The 20,665-nt window shown below is 70.6% G+C and carries 19 protein-coding genes; 4 read left to right on the top strand and 15 right to left on the bottom strand.

Annotated elements, in window-relative coordinates; genetic code table 11:
- Positions 1-57: 57 nt before the first annotated feature.
- On the bottom strand, positions 58-990 hold the full coding sequence (ppk2, locus tag ABIE38_RS11320) for a polyphosphate kinase 2 (protein WP_354056310.1): 933 nt from the start codon (positions 988-990) through the stop codon (positions 58-60).
- 82 nt (positions 991-1,072) lie between these two features.
- Here ppk2 and ABIE38_RS11315 point away from each other — a divergent pair, with 82 nt between their 5' ends.
- Positions 1,073-1,624, top strand: a complete 552-nt coding sequence (locus ABIE38_RS11315; RefSeq protein ID WP_354056308.1) for a TetR/AcrR family transcriptional regulator — start codon at positions 1,073-1,075, stop codon at positions 1,622-1,624.
- On the top strand, positions 1,621-2,343 hold the full coding sequence (locus tag ABIE38_RS11310) for an HAD family hydrolase (protein ID WP_354056306.1): 723 nt from the start codon (positions 1,621-1,623) through the stop codon (positions 2,341-2,343). Before ABIE38_RS11315 ends, ABIE38_RS11310 begins: the two co-directional genes overlap by 4 nt.
- A 154-nt stretch (positions 2,344-2,497) precedes the next feature.
- Here the strand turns inward: ABIE38_RS11310 and ABIE38_RS11305 are convergent, their stop codons facing one another.
- From ABIE38_RS11305 to ABIE38_RS11270, 8 genes are all read right to left on the bottom strand, one after another.
- Complete coding sequence (locus ABIE38_RS11305) at positions 2,498-3,199, bottom strand: endonuclease domain-containing protein (RefSeq protein WP_354056304.1); 702 nt, start codon at positions 3,197-3,199, stop codon at positions 2,498-2,500.
- A gap of 400 nt (positions 3,200-3,599) precedes the next feature.
- Entirely contained in the window at positions 3,600-5,468 is a 1,869-nt protein-coding gene (locus ABIE38_RS11300; protein WP_354056302.1) for an ABC-F family ATP-binding cassette domain-containing protein, read from the bottom strand.
- Positions 5,468-6,457: a 4-(cytidine 5'-diphospho)-2-C-methyl-D-erythritol kinase gene (locus tag ABIE38_RS11295; RefSeq protein ID WP_354056300.1), complete on the bottom strand. Its 990-nt coding sequence runs from the start codon at positions 6,455-6,457 to the stop codon at positions 5,468-5,470. Before ABIE38_RS11295 ends, ABIE38_RS11300 begins: the two co-directional genes overlap by 1 nt.
- 10 nt (positions 6,458-6,467) lie before the next feature.
- Positions 6,468-7,388, bottom strand: coding sequence for a 16S rRNA (adenine(1518)-N(6)/adenine(1519)-N(6))-dimethyltransferase RsmA (gene rsmA / locus ABIE38_RS11290; RefSeq protein WP_354056543.1), 921 nt, complete (start codon positions 7,386-7,388; stop codon positions 6,468-6,470).
- A complete protein-coding gene (locus ABIE38_RS11285; protein ID WP_354056298.1) occupies positions 7,385-8,560 on the bottom strand; it encodes a resuscitation-promoting factor in 1,176 nt (391 codons plus the stop codon). Before ABIE38_RS11285 ends, rsmA begins: the two co-directional genes overlap by 4 nt.
- 241 nt (positions 8,561-8,801) lie before the next feature.
- Positions 8,802-9,668, bottom strand: a complete 867-nt coding sequence (locus ABIE38_RS11280) for a TatD family hydrolase (protein ID WP_354056296.1) — start codon at positions 9,666-9,668, stop codon at positions 8,802-8,804.
- Positions 9,669-9,677: 9 nt separating this feature from the next.
- Positions 9,678-11,516, bottom strand: coding sequence for a methionine--tRNA ligase (gene metG, locus ABIE38_RS11275; protein ID WP_354056294.1), 1,839 nt, complete (start codon positions 11,514-11,516; stop codon positions 9,678-9,680).
- Positions 11,517-11,574: 58 nt separating this feature from the next.
- Positions 11,575-13,143, bottom strand: coding sequence for a BCCT family transporter (locus tag ABIE38_RS11270; protein WP_354056292.1), 1,569 nt, complete (start codon positions 13,141-13,143; stop codon positions 11,575-11,577).
- A gap of 81 nt (positions 13,144-13,224) precedes the next feature.
- Between ABIE38_RS11270 and ABIE38_RS11265 the strand changes: the two genes are divergently transcribed.
- Positions 13,225-14,472 (top strand): aminodeoxychorismate synthase component I, encoded by a 1,248-nt coding sequence (locus ABIE38_RS11265; RefSeq protein WP_354056290.1) that lies wholly within the window; start codon positions 13,225-13,227, stop codon positions 14,470-14,472.
- A gap of 77 nt (positions 14,473-14,549) precedes the next feature.
- Here the strand turns inward: ABIE38_RS11265 and rsmI are convergent, their stop codons facing one another.
- Positions 14,550-15,389: a 16S rRNA (cytidine(1402)-2'-O)-methyltransferase gene (gene rsmI / locus ABIE38_RS11260; RefSeq protein ID WP_354056288.1), complete on the bottom strand. Its 840-nt coding sequence runs from the start codon at positions 15,387-15,389 to the stop codon at positions 14,550-14,552.
- A gap of 127 nt (positions 15,390-15,516) precedes the next feature.
- Between rsmI and ABIE38_RS11255 the strand changes: the two genes are divergently transcribed.
- Entirely contained in the window at positions 15,517-17,028 is a 1,512-nt protein-coding gene (locus tag ABIE38_RS11255; RefSeq protein WP_354056286.1) for a dolichyl-phosphate-mannose--protein mannosyltransferase, read from the top strand.
- A gap of 40 nt (positions 17,029-17,068) precedes the next feature.
- On the opposite strand, the gene ABIE38_RS11250 is transcribed toward ABIE38_RS11255, so the two are convergent.
- The 5 genes from ABIE38_RS11250 to ABIE38_RS11230 form a co-directional block, all read right to left on the bottom strand.
- The gene (locus tag ABIE38_RS11250; protein ID WP_354056284.1) at positions 17,069-17,467 is read right to left on the bottom strand and encodes a DoxX family protein; all 399 of its coding nucleotides are present in this window, start codon (positions 17,465-17,467) and stop codon (positions 17,069-17,071) included.
- Positions 17,468-17,472: 5 nt separating this feature from the next.
- Entirely contained in the window at positions 17,473-18,336 is an 864-nt protein-coding gene (locus ABIE38_RS11245) for an SDR family oxidoreductase (protein ID WP_354056282.1), read from the bottom strand.
- A gap of 122 nt (positions 18,337-18,458) precedes the next feature.
- Positions 18,459-19,670, bottom strand: a complete 1,212-nt coding sequence (locus ABIE38_RS11240) for an NADH:flavin oxidoreductase (protein WP_354056280.1) — start codon at positions 19,668-19,670, stop codon at positions 18,459-18,461.
- Between the two features lie 113 nt (positions 19,671-19,783).
- Entirely contained in the window at positions 19,784-20,188 is a 405-nt protein-coding gene (locus ABIE38_RS11235; protein ID WP_354056279.1) for a hypothetical protein, read from the bottom strand.
- Positions 20,189-20,340: 152 nt separating this feature from the next.
- Positions 20,341-20,631, bottom strand: coding sequence for an Rdx family protein (locus ABIE38_RS11230; RefSeq protein WP_354056277.1), 291 nt, complete (start codon positions 20,629-20,631; stop codon positions 20,341-20,343).
- Positions 20,632-20,665: the final 34 nt, after the last annotated feature.

The raw sequence follows: 20,665 nt of genomic DNA, 5'->3' as shown, positions 1-20,665 counted from the left end.
TACCTAGGTCGCCCCCGCCGCCCCGCCTGCATGCCGGCGATCGCGCCCCGGCTCCGGTCAGAGCAACTCCGACGCCACGTCCGGGACGTACTTGAACTCCTCGCGCGGCGGGCGCTCGTAGCTGGCGCCCTCGGGTCGTTCCGGGATCTCGAACGTCGGCGGCTCGAGCTTCTCCCACGGGACGGTGGAGAGCAGGTGCGAGATCACGTTGATGCGCGACCGCTTCTTGTCCTCCGACTCGACCGTGTACCAGGGCGCCTCGGGGATGTCGGTGTGGATGAACATCTCGTCCTTGGCGCGGCTGTACGCCTCCCACCGGTTGATGGACTCCAGGTCCATCGGCGAGAGCTTCCACCGGCGCATGGGGTCGTCGTGCCGCGAGCGGAACCGGCGCTCCTGCTCCTCGTCGGATACGGAGAACCAGTACTTGCGCAGCATGATCCCGTCCTCCACGAGCAGGCGCTCGAAGATCGGCGCCTGGTGCAGGAAGCGGCGGTACTCGTCCGTGGTGCAGAAGCCCATCACCCGCTCCACGCCGGCCCGGTTGTACCAGGAGCGGTCGAAGATCACGATCTCACCGGCCGCGGGCAGGTGCTCGATGTAGCGCTGGAAGTACCACTGGGTCTTGTGCACCTCGGTCGGGGCGGGCAGCGCGACGACGCGGGCGAACCGCGGGTTGAGGTACTGGGTGATGCGCTTGATCGCCGACCCCTTGCCGGCTGCGTCGCGCCCCTCGAACACCACGACGAGCCGGTTCCCGGTCTCCTTGAGCCAGGCCTGCATCTCCACGAGTTCGGCCTGCAACCGCTCGAGCTCGGCCTCGTACGCCTTCTTGGGCAGTTTTTCCAGGCCGCTCGGGAGCTCCTTCTTCTTCGACCCGTTCGTACTCTTGGACCCGCTCTTGCTCTTGGACCCGCTCCTGGCGCCGCTCGTCGACGACGCGTTCTTCCCGCTCGAGGTGGCCTTCTTGTCGTCCTTCTTGCTGCCCATGCCCGCGATCCTACGGCCCCGGGCGCACCCGCCCCGGCTCTTCGGATGCGGCCCGCGGCCGGCTGGCGCGATAATGGGCGGCGTGAGGTCACGTGACAGCATCCTCGACGCGACCCGAGCGGTGATCGGGGAGGTCGGGTTCGACGGGGTCAACATCGCCGTCGTGGCCAAGCGGGCCGGGGTGAGCCGGCAGACGGTGTATTCGATCTTCGGGACCCGTGAGGAGTTGATCGGCGAGGCGGTCACCGAGCGGTTGACCGCGCTGCTCGGTGCCTACGAGTCCGTGCTGGACTCGGCCGACTCGCTGCTCGAGGTGCTGGTGGAGATCGTGATCGAGTCCCGACGTCGCATCCTCGGGGACCCGCTCATGCGAGCCCTGACCCTGTCCGGCGAGGGCAACCCGATCCACCATCCGGGTGCCGTCGACAGGTCCCTCGAGTACACAGCCCACCTGCTCCGTCCGGCGGTCGAGCGTTTCCCCGAGTTCGCCGACCGCATCGACTTCCTCGCCGACGTCGGCGTGCACATCGGCTGGTCGGTGATGGTGCTCGACGATCCCGACTCCCGTTCCGACGCCGACCTGCGGGAGTTCCTCACGGCCTGGCTCGCGCCGCTTCTGCAACCGACGTCGTGAGCGACCTGCTCGTCCTCTGGGACCTCGACCTCACGTTGCTCGATCCCGCCGGGTTCGGCTCGCGGATGATCACCCCCGCGCTCGCCGAGATGGTGGGCCGCGAGCCCGTCATGGATATCTCCTTCGCGGGGCGCACCGACCGCGCGATCTGCACCGACCTGCTCGAGAGGAACGGGCTCGACCCCCGAGAGGACCTCGTCACCGCGCTGCTCCACGCTGTCGCCGAGCGGTGCGACGCGCACGGGCAGGATCTGCTCGACGCGGGAGGTGGGGCGCTTCCGGGAGCTCATGAGGCGATAGCCGCTCTCGCCTCAACAGACGGGCTGCACCAGGGGATCGTCACCGGCAACATGCGACGGACGGCGCTGCTCAAGCTCCGGTTGTGCGGGTTCGACGGGCTTCCCGATCCGCGGCTCGGGGCGTTCGGGGATCACCACGCCGACCGCGCCGACCTCGTCCGCGGTGCACTCGCCACCGCCCGCTCGCGCGGACTCGACGTGACCGCTGAGCGCGCGGTGGTGATCGGTGACCACGTCCACGATGTCCGCGGGGCACTCGACGCCGGGGCCCGCTGCGTCGCCGTCGCCACCGGTCGGGTCTCCGCTGACGAGTTGCGATCAGCTGGCGCCCACGTCGTCCTGCCGAACCTCACCGATGCCGACGCTCTGCTCTCCGCCCTTCTCGCCCACACTCGCGCTCGTCCCACGCCGACCGATTGACGCTCTCAGCCCCTGCCTCACGCACACCCCCGCACGCCCCCGCGCTCCCCAGCGCGCTCCGCGCAACGCGTTTGGTCGTGTCCCTTGTGGCCACAACGCAATTTTATCGCAGTAGGCACGACCAAGATCCGGCTCACGTGGTCGCGCGTCGCGGTCATACCTGCGCGCGGCCGCGCTCGAGGGCCGCACCGATCTGGCGGAGTACCGCCCGTGGATTCCGGAGCATCGAACCGGTCACGCGGACCACCTGCCAGCCGAGCTCCGATAGTTCGGCGTTGACCCGCGCGTCGTACTCCCAGGTAGACCTGCCTCGATGGACGTCGCCGTCGTAAAACACCGCCACCTTCTCATCTTCGTACGCCAGATCCGCGGTAGCGACCTTCACCCCGTACTCGTTGTGGATCTCGACCTGCGGAGTCGGGGCAGGGAGGTCCGACCGGACGATCAGCAACCGAAGCCTGGTCTCCGGCGGCGAATCCGCTCGCTGGTCACACCACTGGAGAAGGCTCCGCACCCTCTGCAGACCGTGCAGCCCCCGCAGGTCCCTCGCCAGGGCACTCACCTCGCTGACGGCGATCCGGGATCGATTGCACACGGCGTCGATCTTCGCGATGGCGGTGTCGTCGTCGAGCTCCCACCTCGCTACGTCGATGGCCGTCCGTGCAGCGGAGGTCACACGGAGCCCACCGATCGCTTCCACCTGTCCCGCCGGCAGAGCACGCCGGAGGCGGCGCAGGCGCACACGGCCCGGAGCAGGTGCTGTTCCGACGGCGTAGATGTCGACTTCTCTCTCTACCGCAGCTGGCGCGTACCAACGCTCCCGGTGGACCAGTGCCGCCGCGAGACCGCCGATCACGGCTCCAGCGGGTGCCCATAGCGCTGCCCCGCGGACCACTACATCCGAGGTGGCGGGCGCTTCGGTGGCGAGGTACACGTCGGGATATAGACGACGATGCCCTGACCTGAGCTGATGGCCGGACAGGTGGCCTGCCACGACCGCCGCACTACCGATAAACGGCTCAGCCGGATGAGGAAGAGACACCTCAGGATCATCGCCCGCAGCGACCGTTCACGCCCGCCCCCAGCGTCCCCTGTGGATGAGGACGACGAGCTTCCACAATGAACTGCGCCGCTCGGTCCTGGCATCATCTGTTCCGCCGACATCCTGGTCGTGCCCAGCGCGGCGAAACGCTCGATTCACCGCAGCAGAGACGACCAAGTTCGACGTACACACCGCTATCGCGCTGGCGGGCGGGTCAGCCCTCGACCTGTTCGCCGAGCTCCATCCAGCGCTCCTCGAGCCGTTCCTTCTCCGCGCTCACGTCCTTGAGATCACGGTCGAGGGACGCGAGCTTCTCCGTGTCGAGCGCCTCCCCCGCCGCGGCGGTGAGGGCCTCGTGGAGGGTGGCCTGTCGCTGATCGAGCTTGAGCATCTGGCGCTCGATCTTGGACATCTCCTTGCGCAGCGCCCGCTCGTCACTCGAGCTGAGCCCGGACCCGCCCGAGCCGGCAGTCGCGGCGGATGCCGAACCACCGCCCGAACCGGCGCCCGAACCAGAGCCTGAGCCTGAGCTCGATACAGCGGGCTCGCGCAGCACCTTGCCCGAGTCGCCCGCAGCCCCGGCGCGCTTGCGACGTTCGAGATACTCGTCGATCCCCCGCGGAAGGTTGGTGAGCCCGCCGTCGCCGAACAGCGCCCACACCGAGTCGCAGATGCGCTCGACGAGATAGCGGTCGTGGGAGATCACGACCATCGTGCCAGGCCACCCGTCGAGCAGGTCCTCGAGCTGGCGGAGTGTGTCGATGTCGAGGTCGTTGGTGGGCTCGTCGAGCAGCAGCACGTTGGGCTCGGCCATGAGCACACGCGTGAGCTGCAGGCGCCGCCGCTCGCCGCCGGAGAGGTCGCCGACCGGCGTGCGCTGGCGGGCAGGGGTGAAGCCGAGGCGTTCGGCCAGCTGGGAGGCGGACAGCTCGATGTCGCCGAACGCCACGCGCGCGGCCACGTCCTCGATCGCCTCGAGAACCCGCTGGTCGAGCGGCAGGTCGTCGAGCTCCTGCTTGAGCCACCCGATACGGACCGTCTTGCCCTCCTTGCGGCGGCCGGCGGCGAGGTGGGCCTCACCCGCGAGCGCGCGCAGGAGCGTTGTCTTGCCGGAACCGTTGACGCCCACCAGGCCGAGGCGTTCGCCGGGCGCGAGTCGCCAGGTCAGGTCCTCGACGAGGGTGCGGCCGTCGGGGGCGTCGAGGCGCGCCTCCTCGAGTTCGATGACCACCTTGCCGAGCCGCCGCGCGGCGAAGCTCGACAGGCGTAGCGAGTCGCGGGGCGGCGGCACGTCCTTGATCAACGCCTCCGCGGCCTCGATGCGGTACCGCGGCTTGGAGGTGCGGGCCGGTGCGCCGCGACGCAGCCAGGCGAGCTCCTTGCGCATGAGGTTCTGCCGCCGGGACTCGGAGGCGGCGGCCTGTCGGTCCCGCTCGGCGCGGGCGAAGACCCAGTCGTTGTACCCGCCCTCGAACTGCTCGACGCGGCCGTCGACCACCTCCCAGGTGTGGGTCGCGACGGTGTCGAGGAACCACCGATCATGGGTGACGACGACGAGGGCGGAGGACCGCGCTCGCAGGTGGTCGGCGAGCCACTGCACGCCCTCGACATCGAGGTGGTTGGTCGGCTCGTCGAGGACCAGCAGGTCGAGGTCCTGGACCAGCGCCGCGGCCAGGGAGACCCGCCGCCGCTCGCCGCCGGACAGATCGTCCACCGCGGTGTCCAACCCCAGGTCGTGGATGCCGATCCCGTCGAGCACGGCGCGGATCCGCGAATCGCCCGCCCACTCGTGGGTGGCCACACCCAATCCCCCGAGCACGGACTCGCCCACGGTGTCGGCGGCCAGCTCGGTCCGCTGGGTGACCACGGCCAGCCGCAGACCGCTCACGCGCGAGACGCGTCCGGTGTCCGGCTCGGCCACCCCGGTGAGGATCTCGAGCAGCGTGGTCTTACCACCGCCGTTGAGGCCGACCACGCCGATGCGGTCGCCTGCGTTGACGCCCAGGGAGACGTCGTCGAGCACCTGTCGGATCCCGAAGGACACCGACCCCTGCTCGAGGTTGATGAGGTTCGTGGGGGCCATTACTGCTCCGGTGTCTGTTGCGGGTTGTCTATGACGTGGGCGCCGGCGACGGGGCCGCGGGTGAGTCGGACCTCGCGCGCGACGCCGGTCTCGCTCACCTCGGCCGCCACCGCGATCGCCTGCTCGCGGTCGGCGCAGAAGAACAGGCAGGTGGGGCCCGAGCCGGAGACCATACCGTGCAGCGCACCGGCCTCGGCTCCGGCCCGGAGGGTCCTGCGCAGGGCCGGCATCAGTGAGAGCGCGGCGGGCTCGAGATCGTTGGCGAGCAACCCGGCCACCCGCGCCGGGTCGTCTCCGGCCAGCGCCTCGACCAGTGGCTCGACGCCACCCGCTCGACGATCAGCGCCGTGCTCGGCGCGCAGGCGGTCGAGTTCGGAGAACACCACCGGGGTGGACAGCCCACCGTCGGCCAGCGCCACCACCAGGTGCTGTTCGGCGCGGGCGTGCAGCAGCGGCGCGAGGGTCTCGCCCCGACCGGTCCCGAGCGCCGTGCCACCGCGGATGCAGAACGGCACATCGCTGCCCAGGCGTGCGGCCCGCTCCTCGAGGGCCGCCCGCCCGAGTCCCAGACCCAGCAGTCGGTCGGTGGCCACCAGTGCGGCCGCCGCGTCCGCGCTCCCGCCCGCCATCCCGCCGGCCACGGGGACGCCCTTGACGATCCGGATCGACAGCCGAGCCTGGACCCCGGCCTCGGTGCGGAGCAGGTCGACCGCCCGTGCCGCGAGATTGCTCCGGCCCGTGGGCACCTGGTCCGCCCCCGGCCCGGAGACGATCACCTCGTCGTCGTCGGGACCGACACCGTCGGCGCTGTCACCGCCGACCAGCGCGACCGTGACCCGTTCCCACAGGTCGACCGCGCGGTACACGGTGAGCAGGTCGTGGTAACCATCCGCGCGCAGGTCGCCGACCCCGAGGTGGAGGTTGATCTTGGCGGGGGCCACGGCCGTCACGGCGCGCGCGCCGGCGGGGGTGGAGACGTCACGAGGCACGGCGACCAGCCTACGGCTCGCGGTGGGCCGACCCTATCCCGAGTCGCCGCGCCGCCTCCGCGATGCGCACGTAGTCGGCGGTCGTGAGCTGCTCCCCCCGCGCCTTGGGGTCGACCCCCGCCTCGACGAGCGCGAACTCGGCCTCCGCGGCGGACCCGGCCCAGCCGGACAGGGCCGCACGCAGGGTCTTGCGCCGCTGTGCGAAGGCGGCATCGGCCACCGCGAACACCCGCTTGCGGTGCGCCTCACCCAGGTCCCACGGCGGGGTCTCGTACGCGTCGATCCGCACCAGCCCCGACTCGACGTTCGGCACCGGCCAGAAGACGTTGCGCCCCACGGTCCCGGTGCGCCTGACTGTGCCGAAGAACCCGGCCTTGACGCTCGGCACGCCGTAAACGCGGGACCCGGGTGCGGCGGCCAACCGGTCGGCCACCTCGAGCTGCACCATCACCAGTGCGGTACGCAGCGTCGGCACCTCGGCGAGCAGGTGCAGCAGCACCGGGACGGACACGTTGTAGGGCAGGTTGGCCACGAGGGCCGTCGGCTCCGGCTCGCCGAGTTCGGATGCGCTCACGGCGAGCGCGTCGGCGGTCACGACGGTCAGGTTCCCCGCGAGCTCCGGTGCACGCTCGGCCACCGTCACGGGCAACCGCTCGGCCAGTACCGGATCGATCTCGATCGCCACCACCCGCCCCGCGGCGTCGAGCAGCGGCAGGGTCAGCGAACCGAGCCCCGGGCCCACCTCGACGACGGTGTCACCGCGCCCCACCCCGGAGACCGTGACGATCCTGCGGACCGTGTTGGCGTCGTGGACGAAGTTCTGCCCCTTAGACTTGGTGGGCTTCAGGTCGAGCTCTCCGGCGAGCGCGCGCACCTCCTGGGGGCCGAGGAGATCGGCCTGTCCGCGGAAGGTCGCGTCCGGACCGGTCAGCGCAGGCCCAGCTTCGAGGTGCAGGCGGGCCAGGCGCCCCAGCCCTGCGAGGCGCGGACCTTCTCGGCGATCGCGATCTGCTGCTCCCGCGTGGCCAGGTGTGCGCTGGGGGCGTACTGGCCGCCGCCGTGGCCGGTCCACGTGCTGGGGGCGAACTGCAGGCCGCCGGAGTACCCGTTGCCGGTGTTGATGCTCCAGTTGCCGTTCGACTCGCACTGGGCGATCGAGTCCCACACGCCGCCGTTCGAGACCACGGGAGCCGAGGGGCGGGGCTTGGTGCCCACCCGGACGACCGCCGGTCGGGGCTCGCTGAGGACCTTCTCCTCGCCGCGGGCGCGCTCGGTCTCGACGCCGTTGACCAGGGTCACGGTGTACCGGACCTCGCGTTCGCCGGGGGCGCCGGGCTCGACCACGGTGCGCTCACCCTCGGTCGCCTCGGGATCGTCGGTGGCCTGCTCGGGGACGTCGAACGGCTCGACCACGGTCTCCTCCGAGGTGCTCACGCGGGTGACGGTGACCTCGGTGCCGGGGGCGGCGGGCGCGTCGGCGGGGGGCTCCACGGTGTCGAGCGGGCCGAGGGTGATGCCGGCCCGCTCGAGGTACTCGCCGACGGTGTCGCCGGGCGAGGAGAGCGGGGCGGCCGGGGCGCCGTTGTCCGACAGCAGCAACTCGCGGGGGGTCACCACCGAGACCTGCGCGCCGTCGAGGGGGACCTCGGCGTCGATGCGGGGGGTGACGTAGCTGCGGGGCGGGACGTCGTCGCGCTCGGCGATCAGCTCGGCGACCGTGGCGGCGGTGGTCCACACCTGCTCGCTGCTCCCGTCCACCTCGACGGTCACGGGCCGGGCGCGCAGCAGGGTCACGGTGTCGCCGTCGTCGATGCGGTCACCGGGCGCCACCACCACGTCGCGCTCGTCGACGCTGTACCCGGCGTCCTCGATCGCCGCGCGCACGTCGGACTTGAAGGTCACGAGCTCGACCGGGGCGCCGTCCACCTCGAGGGTGAAGGCCGTGCGCTGGTCCAGCGCCGCGACGCCGCCCACGACGAGGGTGGTGAGCATGCCGGCCACGGACAGCCGCAGCATGGTCGAGCGGGACCTGTGGATGCGGTGGATCGGGGCCAGGACACCTCTCGCGCCCGTGGGGGTGTCGGTCCGGGAAGCTTCAACCACTGGTCAGTTCTCTCCTCGCATAGCCCGCGGACGCCCATACGAGCGTCCGCGTTTCATCACGATAGCGTAACGAGCCGGAGCCGCAGGGGCAACGTGACGCGCCTGACATGCGACGACGACGAGGTGGGCAGATCACGTTTCGTTACATTGTTCCCGGCAGGCGCATGAGCCACACGCGCCACAGGGCCGGTCCGCGGGAGCCGCACCCGTGTCCCGGGCCTCGGCTCCCGTGTCCGGGGACTCAGACGGTCAGCCCGAAGACCTCGCGGGCCGTGTTCGCGGCCTCGGCGACGAACTCCTCGGGCGTCTGCCCCCGCACCCCGGCCACGACCCGGGCCGTGTACCCGACCAGGCCCGGCTCGTTGCGGGCGCCCCGGAACGGCTCGGGCGCCATGTAGGGGGCGTCGGTCTCGATGAGCAGTTGCCCGGCGGGGGCCAGGCGGGCGGCCTCGCGCAGGTGCTCGTTGGCCTTGAAGGTCACGTTGCCGGTGAAGGACAACACGTACCCGCGGTCCAGCGCCTCCCGTGCCACCTCGATCGGCGAGGAGAAGCAGTGCAGCATCACGTGCGGGATGCCCGACCCCGGGCCGGCCACCTCGCCGAGGACGCGCATCAGGTCGTCGTCGGCGTCACGGTTGTGGATCATCAGGCACTTGCCCAACTCGGCGGCGAGCCCGGCGTGCCACCGCAGCGACTCCTCCTGCTCGGCCGGGTCGGCGCACCCGTCCATCGTCCCCACCCAGTAGTGGTCCAGGCCGGTCTCCCCCACCGCCACCACGCGGGGGTGGGCGGCCAACTCGCGCAGTCGCGCGCGCACGGCGGGACCGCTGTCCGGGTCGGTGAGCTCCCGTGCCCGGGTGGGGTGCACGGCGACGGCGGCGTACACCCGCTCGTCGGCCTCGGCGGCGGCCACCACGGCCTCCGACTCGGCCAGGTCGTCGCCCACGGTCACCATCGCCGCCACCCCGGCCAGGGCCGCCCGGTCGGCGGCGGCGCGCACCTCGTCCGCCGTGCGGTGGCCGCAGGAGTACAGGTGGGTGTGGGCGTCGACCAGGCCGGGCAGCAGCTCGGGGAGGACGGGGGTCGGGCGGGGTTTGCGCTTACCCATCGGTGCCGGTCACTCCGCCGTCTGGATGGGCGCCCAGGCGGGCCCGGTCTCGGCGAGCTCGGGATCGACCTTGGCGAACAGCGGGCTGGGCTTGGCCAGCGGGGTCCCGGGGGTGAGCGCGGTGCGCGTCCACCGGGCCTGCTCGGAGGCGTAGTCGCCCATGATCACCGGGTAGCTGCGCCCGGCCTCGGGCAGGCCCGTCCCGACCAGGTCCACCGGCATGTCGTCGGTCACCTCGTGGACCTGCGGCGACGCGGCCCAGACGCCCTGTCCGCCGATCGCGCCGTGGATCTGCTGCGCGGCCGACGGCAGGTACGGGGTGAGCAGGGTGTTGGCGTCGGAGACCACCTGCAGGGCGGTGTGCAGCACGGTGCCCAGGCGCTCGCGCTGGTCCGGCTCCTTGGCCAGTTTCCACGGCTCGGTCGCGGCGATGTAGCGGTTCGCGGCGCCGACGATCCGCATCGCCTCGGTGGCACCGGCCTTGAAGCGGGAGCGCTCGAGGTGGCCACCGACCGTGGCGAACGCGGACTCCGCGTCGCGCAGGAGCTCGGCGTCGAGGTCGGTCAGGGTGCCGGGGCGCGGGATCTCGCCGAAGTTCTTGTGTGCCATCGACACCGTGCGGTTGACCAGGTTCCCCCAGCCGCCCACCAGTTCGGCGTTGGTGCGTCGCACGAACTCGTCCCAGGTGAAGTCGGTGTCCTGGTTCTCCGGGCCGGCCACCGAGATGAAGTACCGCAGCGAGTCGGGACCGAACTCCGCCAGGAAGTCGCGGACGTAGATCACCACGCCCCGCGACGAGGAGAACTTGGACCCGGACATGGTGAGGAACTCGGACGAGACCACCTCGGTGGGCAGGCCGAGCGCACCGAGCGCCCCCGGCTCGCCGCCGTGCACTCCCCGGCCGTCGTAGCCGATGAGCTCGGCCGGCCAGATCTGGGAGTGGAAGGTGATGTTGTCCTTGCCCATGAAGTAGTGCGACACGGCCTCCGGGTCGGTCCACCAGCGTCGCCAGGCCTCGGGCTCTCCGGAGCGCCACGCCCACTCGATCGAGGCGGACAGGTAGCCCACCACGGCGTCGAACCACACGTAGAGCTTCTTGTCGCCCCGGTCCTGCCAGCCCTCCACCGGGATCGGGATCCCCCAGTCGATGTCCCGGCTCATCGCCCGCGGACGCAGGTCCTCGAGCAGGTTCAGGGAGAACTTCAGGACGTTGGGCCGCCAGTCCTTCCGGCCCTTGAGCCAGTCCCCCAGCGAGTCCGCGAGCGCGGGCAGGTCCAGGAACCAGTGCTCGGTCTCGATGAACTTCGGGGTCTCCCCGTTGATCTTGGAGACCGGGTTCTTCAGGTCCGCCGGGTCGAGCTGGTTGCCGCAGTTGTCGCACTGGTCACCCCGGGCGCCGTCGTAGCCGCAGATCGGGCAGGTGCCCTCGATGTACCGGTCCGGCAGGGTGCGGCCCGTCGACGGGCTCACCGCCCCGGTGGTGGTCTTGGCCACCATGTACCCGTTGCGGTGCAGGCCCCGGAAGAGCTCCTGCACGACCGAGTAGTGGTTCCGGGTGGTGGTCCGGGTGAACAGGTCGTAGCTCAGCCCCAGTCCGGCCAGGTCGTCGACGATCACCCGGTTGTACCGGTCGGCGAGCGACTGGACCGACACCCCCTCCTTCTCGGCCTGCACGAGCAGCGGGGTGCCGTGCTCGTCGGTGCCCGAGACCATCAGCACGTCGTTGCCGGCCATCCGCTGGTACCGGGAGAAGACGTCCGACGGCACCCCGAACCCGGAGACGTGACCGATGTGCCGGGGGCCGTTCGCGTACGGCCATGCGACCGCGGTCAGGACTGTCTTCGCCATGCGTCCAGAGTAGTGGTCGCGTCCGCGGCCGCCGTGCCGGGAGTGCACCCGGCCCGCGTCAGGCGTTCTCTGCCGCCGGATCGTGCGAGAGCGACTTGTGGATCGACACGCACAGGGCGATCAGCACCAGGACGAACGGCGACGCGGCGATGATGGTCATGTTCTGCAGACTCGACAGCGCGTCCCCGCCGCCGTCACCCGCGAGGAGCATGATGATCGCGACCGCCGCGGTGAAGGTACCCATGAGCATGACGATCCACCGTGACGGCTCCTCGACCCCGTGCTGGGCCATGCCGCCCATGACGATCGACGCCGAGTCGGCCGAGGTGATGAAGAAGACGGCGATGAGCACCATGGCGACCACCATGAGCACCGGCGCGAGGGGCAGTTCGCGGAGCAGGTTGAACAGCTGGGGCTCGAGCGAACCGTCGCCGAAGATGCTCCGGCCGGCGTCCTCGAGATACAGGGCGAACCCGCCGAAGATCGAGAACCACACCACCGACAGGGTGCTGGGGATCAGGACCACGCCGATGATGAACTCGCGGACCGTGCGGCCCCGGCTGATCCGGGCGAGGAACATCCCGACGAAGGGCGACCAGGAGATCCACCAGGCCCAGTAGAAGACCGTCCAGCCGGACAGCCACTCGGCCGCCTCACCGTTCTCGCTCACCGCGGTGCGGGAGGCCATCTCGAAGAAGTCGGAGAAGTACGCACCGATGGTGGTGGGGATCAGGTCGAGCATGAAGAACAGCGCGCCGGAGAAGATGGCCACGAACAGCGCGAGCGAAATCGCCAGCACCAGGTTGATGTTGGACAGGATCCGGATGCCGTTACCGATCCCGGAGGCCGCGGAGGCGAGGAACACCAGTCCCAGCACCACGATGACGCCCGCGACGAGCGCGATGCCGCCCCCGCTGACCGCACCGGTCTCATTCAGCCCGGCCCGGATCTGCAGCGCGCCGAGGCCGAGCGAGGCGGCGGTGCCGAAGATCGTGGCCACGACCGTCGCGATGTCCAGCACCTTGCCGATCCATCCGCTGGCCCGCTTCTCGCCGATGAGCGGGACGAACGCCTGCGAGATCAGGTGGCCGCGCTTGAAGCGGTAGGCCGCCAGCGCGAGCGCCAGGCCGACGATCGCGTACATGGACCAGGGGTGCAGGGTCCAGTGGAAGGCGGTGGTGGCCATGGCCACGTCGTACTGCTGCTCCTGGCCCGGCGGCGGGGTCTGGAAGTGGGTGAGCGGTTCGGACACGCCGTAGAACATCAGCCCGATGCCCATGCCCGCGGCGAACATCATGGCGATCCAGGATCGGGTGGAGTACTCAGGCTTCTCGTTGTCGCCTCCCAGCCGGATCCCGCCGAAGCGGGAGAACGCCAGATAGACGGTGTAGGCCACGACCGTGGTGGCCACCACGATGAACAACCAGCCCACCGTGTGGACCACCACGTCGAACGCCCGGCCCGCGGCGCTCTCGAACGACACCGTGTAGAACAAGCCCCACACCACCACGATCAGGGCGATCACGGCGGCGGGGACGATCACCGCGAAGTCTGCGCCCGGCTTGGTGGTCGGCGCGGAAGGTGGCGTGTTCCCGGGGTCACTCTTCTGTTCTCTTGAGGTGGACATTCCTGAAACCTTGTCAACAACTTCGGCGCTGTGCAAGATAATAAGTTCTTCACCAGCACAGGTGCGTGTAAGCATGAACGGGTGCGCGAGCCTCTGATACCCGTCCCGGAGCTGCTCCGCGCGCTGCGAGAACGGGCGCGGTCACACGGCCTGCCGCCCCCGGCCGCCTTCCTCGGTGACTGGCGGGATCGCCGCGCCGTGGTGGTCCCGTCGGTCGATCTCCGGCCCGTCTCGCAGGAGTCGGCGTTCGTGGAGAGCGACCACCTCGTCGTCGTCTACCGGTCCTTCCCCGACACCGTGCCCGGCGCCGCCCCACCGCTCCCGGCCGCGGTGCGCGGCGAGGCCTCCGGATGGCTCACCCTCGACGGCGATGGCCGGTGGACACGCCACGGCGACGCCCCCGACCCGGCGCAGGTGGTCCGCGACCACGGCCCCGCCCGACGTGACGACCAGCAGAACGACGACGACCACGACGACCGGACCGGCAGTCGCCCGGACCATGAAGGCAATCGCCCGGACCATGCCGGCCGCCTCCCGGACTGGGCCGCGCCGGACCGCGGGGCGCACCGCTCGGCCGTGACGGATTGTCTCGAGGCGATCCGCGCGGGCGAGGTCTACCAGGCCTGTCTGAGCACGCGACTGCACGGCAGGCTCCGGACGGACCCGCTCGAGACCTTCCTCGCGATCGCAGGTCACTCCCCCGCCGCACGCTCGGCGTACCTCGAGGGACCCTGGGGCGCCGTGCTCGGGTTCTCGCCCGAGGAATACCTGGTACGCCGCGGCGACGACGTGCGGTCCAGCCCCATCAAGGGCACGCTGGCGGCGGACCTGGACCCGGCACTGTTGCTGGGGTCGGCGAAGGACATCGCGGAGAACATCATGATCGTGGACCTGGTCCGCAACGACCTCGGGCGCGTGGCCGACGTCGGGTCGGTGACCGTGACCGATCTGCTCGCCATCCGTCCCGCGCCCGGCGTGCACCACCTGGTCTCCACCGTCACCGCCCGCACGACCGCGGACAACGCCGCGCTGGTGGAGGCCACCTTCCCCCCGGCCTCGGTGACGGGGACGCCGAAGGCACGGGCCCGCGAGCTGATCGCCGGGTGGGAACCGCGGTCGCGGGGCCTGCACTGCGGGGCGTACGGCCTCGCCCTGGGCCGGGACCTCGAGCTCGCGGTGGCCATCCGCACCCTGGAGGCCACTCCCGACGGGCGCGTGGAACTGGGCGTGGGCGGCGGCATCACCATCGACTCCGACCCCGACGCCGAGTGGGACGAGTGCGTGCACAAGGCCGCGTTCACCTGGGGCGGCGGACCGGCACCCTGGTAGTCGGCAGGGCGCGGCGCGGGCGGTAGGGCGCGGCGTGGGCGGTAGGGCGCGGCGTGGGCGCGGGCGCGGCGTGGTGGTCAGCCCCGCGAGTCGACGACCGCCTGATAGAGCTCCCGCTTGGTCAGTGACGAGCTCTCGGCGACGGCCGCGCACGCGTCCTTGAGCCGCTCTCCCGCCTCGACCCGCTCTTCCACGATCTCGACCAGGTCCTCGGTCGTGGCGGTGGAGTCCGCGGCGTCCGCCCCTTCGATCACCACCACGATCTCCCCGCGCACCCCGCCGGCGGTCCGCTCGGCCAGCTCGCCGAGCGTGCCCCGCAGGACCTCCTCGTACGTCTTGGTGAGCTCGCGGCACACCGCCGCGCGCCGACCTGGGCCCAGCACCTCCGCCGCCTCGGCGAGCGTGTCCCCGAGGCGGTGGGGCGACTCGAAGAACACGCACGTGCGCTCCTCCGCTGCCAGCCGCGCCAGCCAGGTCCGGCGACGACCCGCGCGGCGCGGGGGGAATCCGTCGAAGCAGAACCGGTCCACGGGCAGGCCGCTGAGCACCAGTGCCGTGGTGACAGCCGACGGGCCGGGGAGGCAGGTCACCGGGAGACCGGCCTCGATGCAGGCGGTGACCAGCGAATATCCCGGGTCCGAGACCGCGGGCATCCCGGCGTCGGTCACCACGGCCACCACGTCACCGGCGCGGACCCGGTCCATCAGCTGGGGGACGCGGCCCGTCTCGTTGTGCTCGTAGAAGCTCATGACCCGGCCCGGGATCGTCACCCCGAGCGCCGTGGCGAGCCCACGCAGACGCCGCGTGTCCTCGGCGGCCACCACGTCGGCGGTGGCGAGCAGGTCCTTCAGCCGGGAGGAGGCGTCGCCCGGATTCCCTATGGGGGTGGCCGCCAACACGACACGTCCGGACGTCATGCGCTCCACCCTATCCCCGGTCGCACCCATACCCGGTCGTCGATGTCCGCGCCCGCGTCTCGCCGGAGTCTCGCCCGCGCCCTGCCCGTGTCCCCGGTGCCGGGAAGGCCCCCATTATGCTCGCGGTGTGACCTCGACCCCAGGCGTGCGATCCCCGGGCCGCCCGCTCCCGGATCCGGACACCGGGCCGGTCGACACCCCCCGCGACTGGATCGCCACCGGCGTCATCCTGGTCCTTGCCTTCCTCTCGCGTTTCTGGGGCCTGACCTCCGCCACCGACGAGGGCACCCCGGTCTTCGACGAGAAGCACTACGCACCGCAGTCGTTCAGCATCGCGCAGTTGGGGATCGAGGAGAACCCGGCCTACGGTTTGGTGGTCCACCCGCCCGTCGCCAAGCAGATCGAGTCACTGGGCGGACTGCTCTTCGGTTACACCCCACTGGGCTGGCGGTTCACCGCCGCGATCTGCGGCGTGCTCGTGGTCCTCATGGTCATGCGGATCACCAGGCGGCTGACCCGCTCCACGCAACTCGGTCTGGTCGCGGGCCTGCTGCTGTGCCTGGACGGGGTCACCTTCGTGACCTCCCGCATCGGCATGCTCGACATCTACCAGGTCCTGTTCGTCACGGCCGCCGCCGGTGCCCTGCTCGTCGACCGCGACCAGATGCGCGGACGCATGCACCGCGCCGCGCTCGCCGGTCGGCTCCACCTGTCGGACTTCGGGCCTCGACTGGGCTTCCGCTGGTGGAGGTTCACCGCCGGCGTCATGCTCGGGCTGGCGCTCGGCGTCAAGTGGTCGGGTCTGTACTTCGTCGCGTTCTTCGGCCTCATGACGGTGGCCTGGGACTGGGCGTTGCGCAGTCGCTATGGGGTGCGGCGACCTCTCGCGGGCACTCTGCTCCGGGATGCCGTCCCGGCTTTCCTCACGCTCGTCATCTGGCCCGCCCTGATCCACATGTTCACCTGGCTCCCGTGGTTCGCAGGCGAGAACTCCGTGTATCGGCACGCGGTGGGGTCCAAGGTCGAGGACAACTGGCTGCCCGACTCGCTCCAGTCGTGGCTGTACTACCAGTCATCCGTGCTCGACTTCCACTCCTCGCTCACCACCTCGGCGGGCAACCGACACCCGTGGGAGTCCAAGCCGTGGACCTGGCCGATGAGCCTGCGGCCGATGCTCTACTACGTCGAACAGGGCGAGGACGTGACCGGCTGCGGCCAGGAGTCCTGCGTCCGCGCCATCATGCTCCTGGGCACGCCCGCGATCTGGTGGCTCGCGATCCCGGTACTCGGCTGGGCGTTCTGGCGGGCGGTGATCTGCCGCGACGGCCGGTACGCGTTCCCGCTCGTCGGCTACATGGCCGGCTACCTGCCGTGGTTCTTCCAGCACGACCGCCAGATGTACTTCTTCTACGCCTCGGTGATGGTGCCGTTCTTCGTGATGCTGGTCGCGCTGGTGTTGGGCGAGATCGCCGGCAAGTCCGCCGACTCCCCACGGCGCAAGACCATCGGGCGGGCAATCGTGTGCCTCTATCTGGCGCTCGTGGTGGCCAATTTCCTCTACATGCTGCCCATCCTGTCGGGGATGCCCATCACCTCAACGGAATGGAACCAGCAGCTCTGGCTGCCGTCCTGGCGTTAGCCACGAGCCCCGGCCGGTCCCACCACGAGCGACGCCGGCGCTACCCGCCCAGTGCCCTGTCGATGCTGAACCGGCCCGCCCCGACCGCCGCGACGAGCAACACGCCCACCCCGAGCGCCACCACGAGTTCCCAGCCGTTCTGCGTGACGAAGGGCCCGTTGGTGGCGTGGACGAAGTACAGGGCTCCCGCCATGTCCACCGCCAGCAGGATCCCGGCCAGGGGCGTGAGGATGCCCGCGATGAGTGCGATCCCCGCGATCAGCTCGACCCCGGCGACGACCGCGGCGGTCACCTCCGGCTGCGGGATCCCGTACCCGGCGAACTGCTCGCCCACCCGGCTCAGTCCCAGTGTGAAGAACTTCTGCCACCCGTGGGCCACGAACACCGCGCCGAGCCCGAGCCTGGCCAGCAGGATGGCGGCGTCGTTGAGGGTCTCCATCCCCCTCACGGGAGGATTCCCTCGCCGGCCTTGTTGATGCGACGGCTCAGGAGCCTCATCGCGAGCATGTAGAGCGGCGGCGCGAACTTCTGGGCGGCGAACCCCAGCTTGATGTCCCGCGAGGTGTAGACGATGTAGCGCCCCTTGCGTACGCCCTCGAGTGTCTTCTCGGCGGCGACCTCCGGCGTGACGGCATGGCGTCTGAACTGGTCCACGGTCTTGGCGACCTGCGGGTCCGAACGGTCCACGCCCGCGATCTCGACGGTCTCCACCAGCGGGGTGTCCACGCCGCCGGGACACACCAGGTGCACGCCGATCCCGTAGGGCGCCAGGTCGAAGCGGAGCACCTCGGCGATGCCACGGATGCCGAACTTGGCGGCGCTGTAGGCGGCGTGCCACGGCAGACCCAGCAGACCCGCGGCGGACGAGACCATGACCAGCGCGGCGGGTCGCTTCGCGGCCATCATCGCCGGGACGAACGCCTCGATCACGTGGATGGTGCCCATGAGGTTGACCTCGACCATGGACCGCCAGACGCGGTGTTCGAGCAGGTCGGGCCGCCCCCACGCCGAATTGCCCGCGACGTGGAAGACCGCGTGGGGAGAGCCGTGCGCGGCGATCATGTTCTCGCCGAACTCCATCACCGCCTCGTGCTCGGTGATGTCCACGGTCTCGGAGGCCAGCACCGCGCCACCCGCGTCCCGGCAGGCCTGTGCCGCCGTCTCCAACCCGTCGGCGTCGCGGTCCGTCAGCACCAGCCGCGCGCCCTCGCCCGCCAGCCGGATCGCCACGGCGCGGCCGATCCCGCTTGCCGCTCCGGTGACCACGCAGGTCGTGCCACGGTAGTCGGTGATCCGTCGCCTCGACATGTGCTTCCCTTCCGGCCCGGGTCGCTCGAGCGGGCCTCCTGGGGTTCCACCGTAGCGGCCCGCCGGTGTCAGGCAGCCGGTCTGACGCCGGTGTCAGGCAGTCGGTCCGATGCCGGTCGGTGTCAGCCGCGCACCGGGACGGGCGGCACGTAGTCGCGCAGCACGCAGCGGCTCCCGCTGTAGATCGTGGCCATGCACCGGTTGCAGTGCACACACAGGGAACGACGACGATCATCGGCCCTCAGCTTGTTGGGCAGGTCCGGCTCGCGCAGCAGGCCGCGCCCCATGGCCACGAACTCGAATCCCGCGCTCATCGCCCTGTCGATCGACGGTCGGTCGACGATCCCCCCGAGCAGCATCATCGGCAGAGTGACGGCCTCGCGGATCTGGCGGGCGTCGTCGAGCATATAAGCGTCCGTGTAGGGATACTCCTTGAACATCCTGGGCCCGACGACCTTCATGCCCATCTTGATGACCGTCGGCTGGGTGGCGGCGAACTCGTGCAGCGGCGCGTCGCCCTTGAACAGGTAGATGGGGTTGAGCAGGGAGCTGCCCACGGTCATCACCAGGGCGTCCGCCGAACCGTCCTCCTCGAGCCACCTGGCCACCTGCACGGCCTCGTCGATCCAGAAGCCGCCGGGCACGCCGTCGTCCATGTTGAGTTTGATGGTCACCGCGATCCGGTCGCCCATCGCGTCGCGGACGGCGCGGCCGATGCGGCGGGCGAACCGGGCACGGTTCTCGAGGGACCCGCCGTAGGAGTCCTTGCGCTTGTTCAGCTTGGGGCTGAGGAACTCGCTCACGAGGTAGTTGTGCCCGAAGTGCACCTCGATCGCGTCGAACCCGGCCGCCGCCGCCCCGCGGGCCGCTCGGACGTGGTCCTCCACGATCCGGTCGATGTCCGCCTCCGTGCAGGCCTTGGTCAGGGACATGCCCGTGGGGGCCGGGATTCGGGACGGCCCCATCGCCGGCATCTTGTTGGAGGCGGAATTGGCCACCGCCCCAGCGTGGCCGACCTGCGCCGAGACGGCGGCGCCCTCGGCGTGCACGGTGTCGGTGAGCTTGCGCAGCATGCCGCCGTCGTCCATGCCCCAGTGGTACTGGTGCCGGTCGGTCCGCCCCTCGGGCGAGGTGGCCAGGTAGGCGACGGTCGTCATGCCAACGCCGCCGCGGGCGTACTCGGCGTGGAACCCGATGAGTTCGTCGGTGACCCGGCCCTCGGGGCAGCGGCCCTCGAACGTCGCGGCCTTGACGATGCGATTGCGCAGCGTCACGTTTCCGATCTTCGCCGGGCTGAACACATCGGGGGCAGGACTACCGGGTGCGAGGGTCATAGGCGAACTATAACGCGTTCCAATCTGCCGATCGCGCGCTTTGGCCAGCACTTTTGCACTGAGTGCAAAGCGCCGACCGGTCTTGACCGACCTTCTGCCGCAGGCCGGCCTGCTCAGCCCGGGGGGTTGAGCGAGGTGGAGTCGATCCCGGCGAGCGCCTGATCCGCCAGGTCTGCCGCGGACTCGGTCGGAACCACCCTCTCCAGCGCGCTCCCCACCCCCGGCACTCCACCGACGAGCGCGGCGACCGAACCGTTGGTGTCTCCGGCGAGCAGGTGGTCGATCGACTTGCCCAACGCCGGTGCGACCGAGCAGACCGCGCTGGTCGGCAGCCCGGCCCCGGCGAGATTGGCCACGCTACCGACGTTGCAGACCGCGGTGGCCGTGGAGCCGACCGGCCCGCTGGTCGACCCCGGCAGCGAACCGGTGACGGAGCCGAGTTGTGCGGACGCCGTACCGGCGCTCGCGAGGAGGGCTACGGCGGCTACGCCGCACACGGTGAGAAGTCTTCCGGACATGTCGCGCTCCCTGGAGTCGTTGGGGGGCGGCGGTCACCGCCTGCACTCCAGAACATCAGAGTTCGCTTACCTGAAAGTGGATTTTGCGTGGATTACGGGTGCGTCCACGGCGAACGGGCGCCATCCGGATCCCCCAGGGCGGACCCTCGTGGTTAGTCGGTGGGCTCGATCCGGTCGGCGTGACCGAGCGACTTCCCCGGAGCGACGAGGTCTCGGACAGCCCGCTTCAGTTCGGCGATCTCGGGGAACCCCCCATCCCTCTTGCGGTTCCAGACCTGCTCGTCGCCTACATCGATCCGGAACGTGCCGCCGGTGGCGGGCACGAGCGCGACCTCGCCGATCTCGCCCTCGAAAGTCTGGAGCAACTCGCCCGCGTACCACTGGGCGCGGAGCATCCACCGGCATTGCGTACAGAAGGTGATGACGATCCGGGGAGACGGCATACCGCCCACAGTGCCATAGGCGGGCTGACCGGTA

The sequence above is a fragment of the Dietzia sp. 2505 genome (genome assembly GCF_040546785.1).
Lineage (GTDB): Bacteria > Actinomycetota > Actinomycetes > Mycobacteriales > Mycobacteriaceae > Dietzia.
The sequence above is the reverse complement of the archived record's forward strand: the minus strand, read 5'-3'. Positions and strand labels throughout refer to the sequence as shown.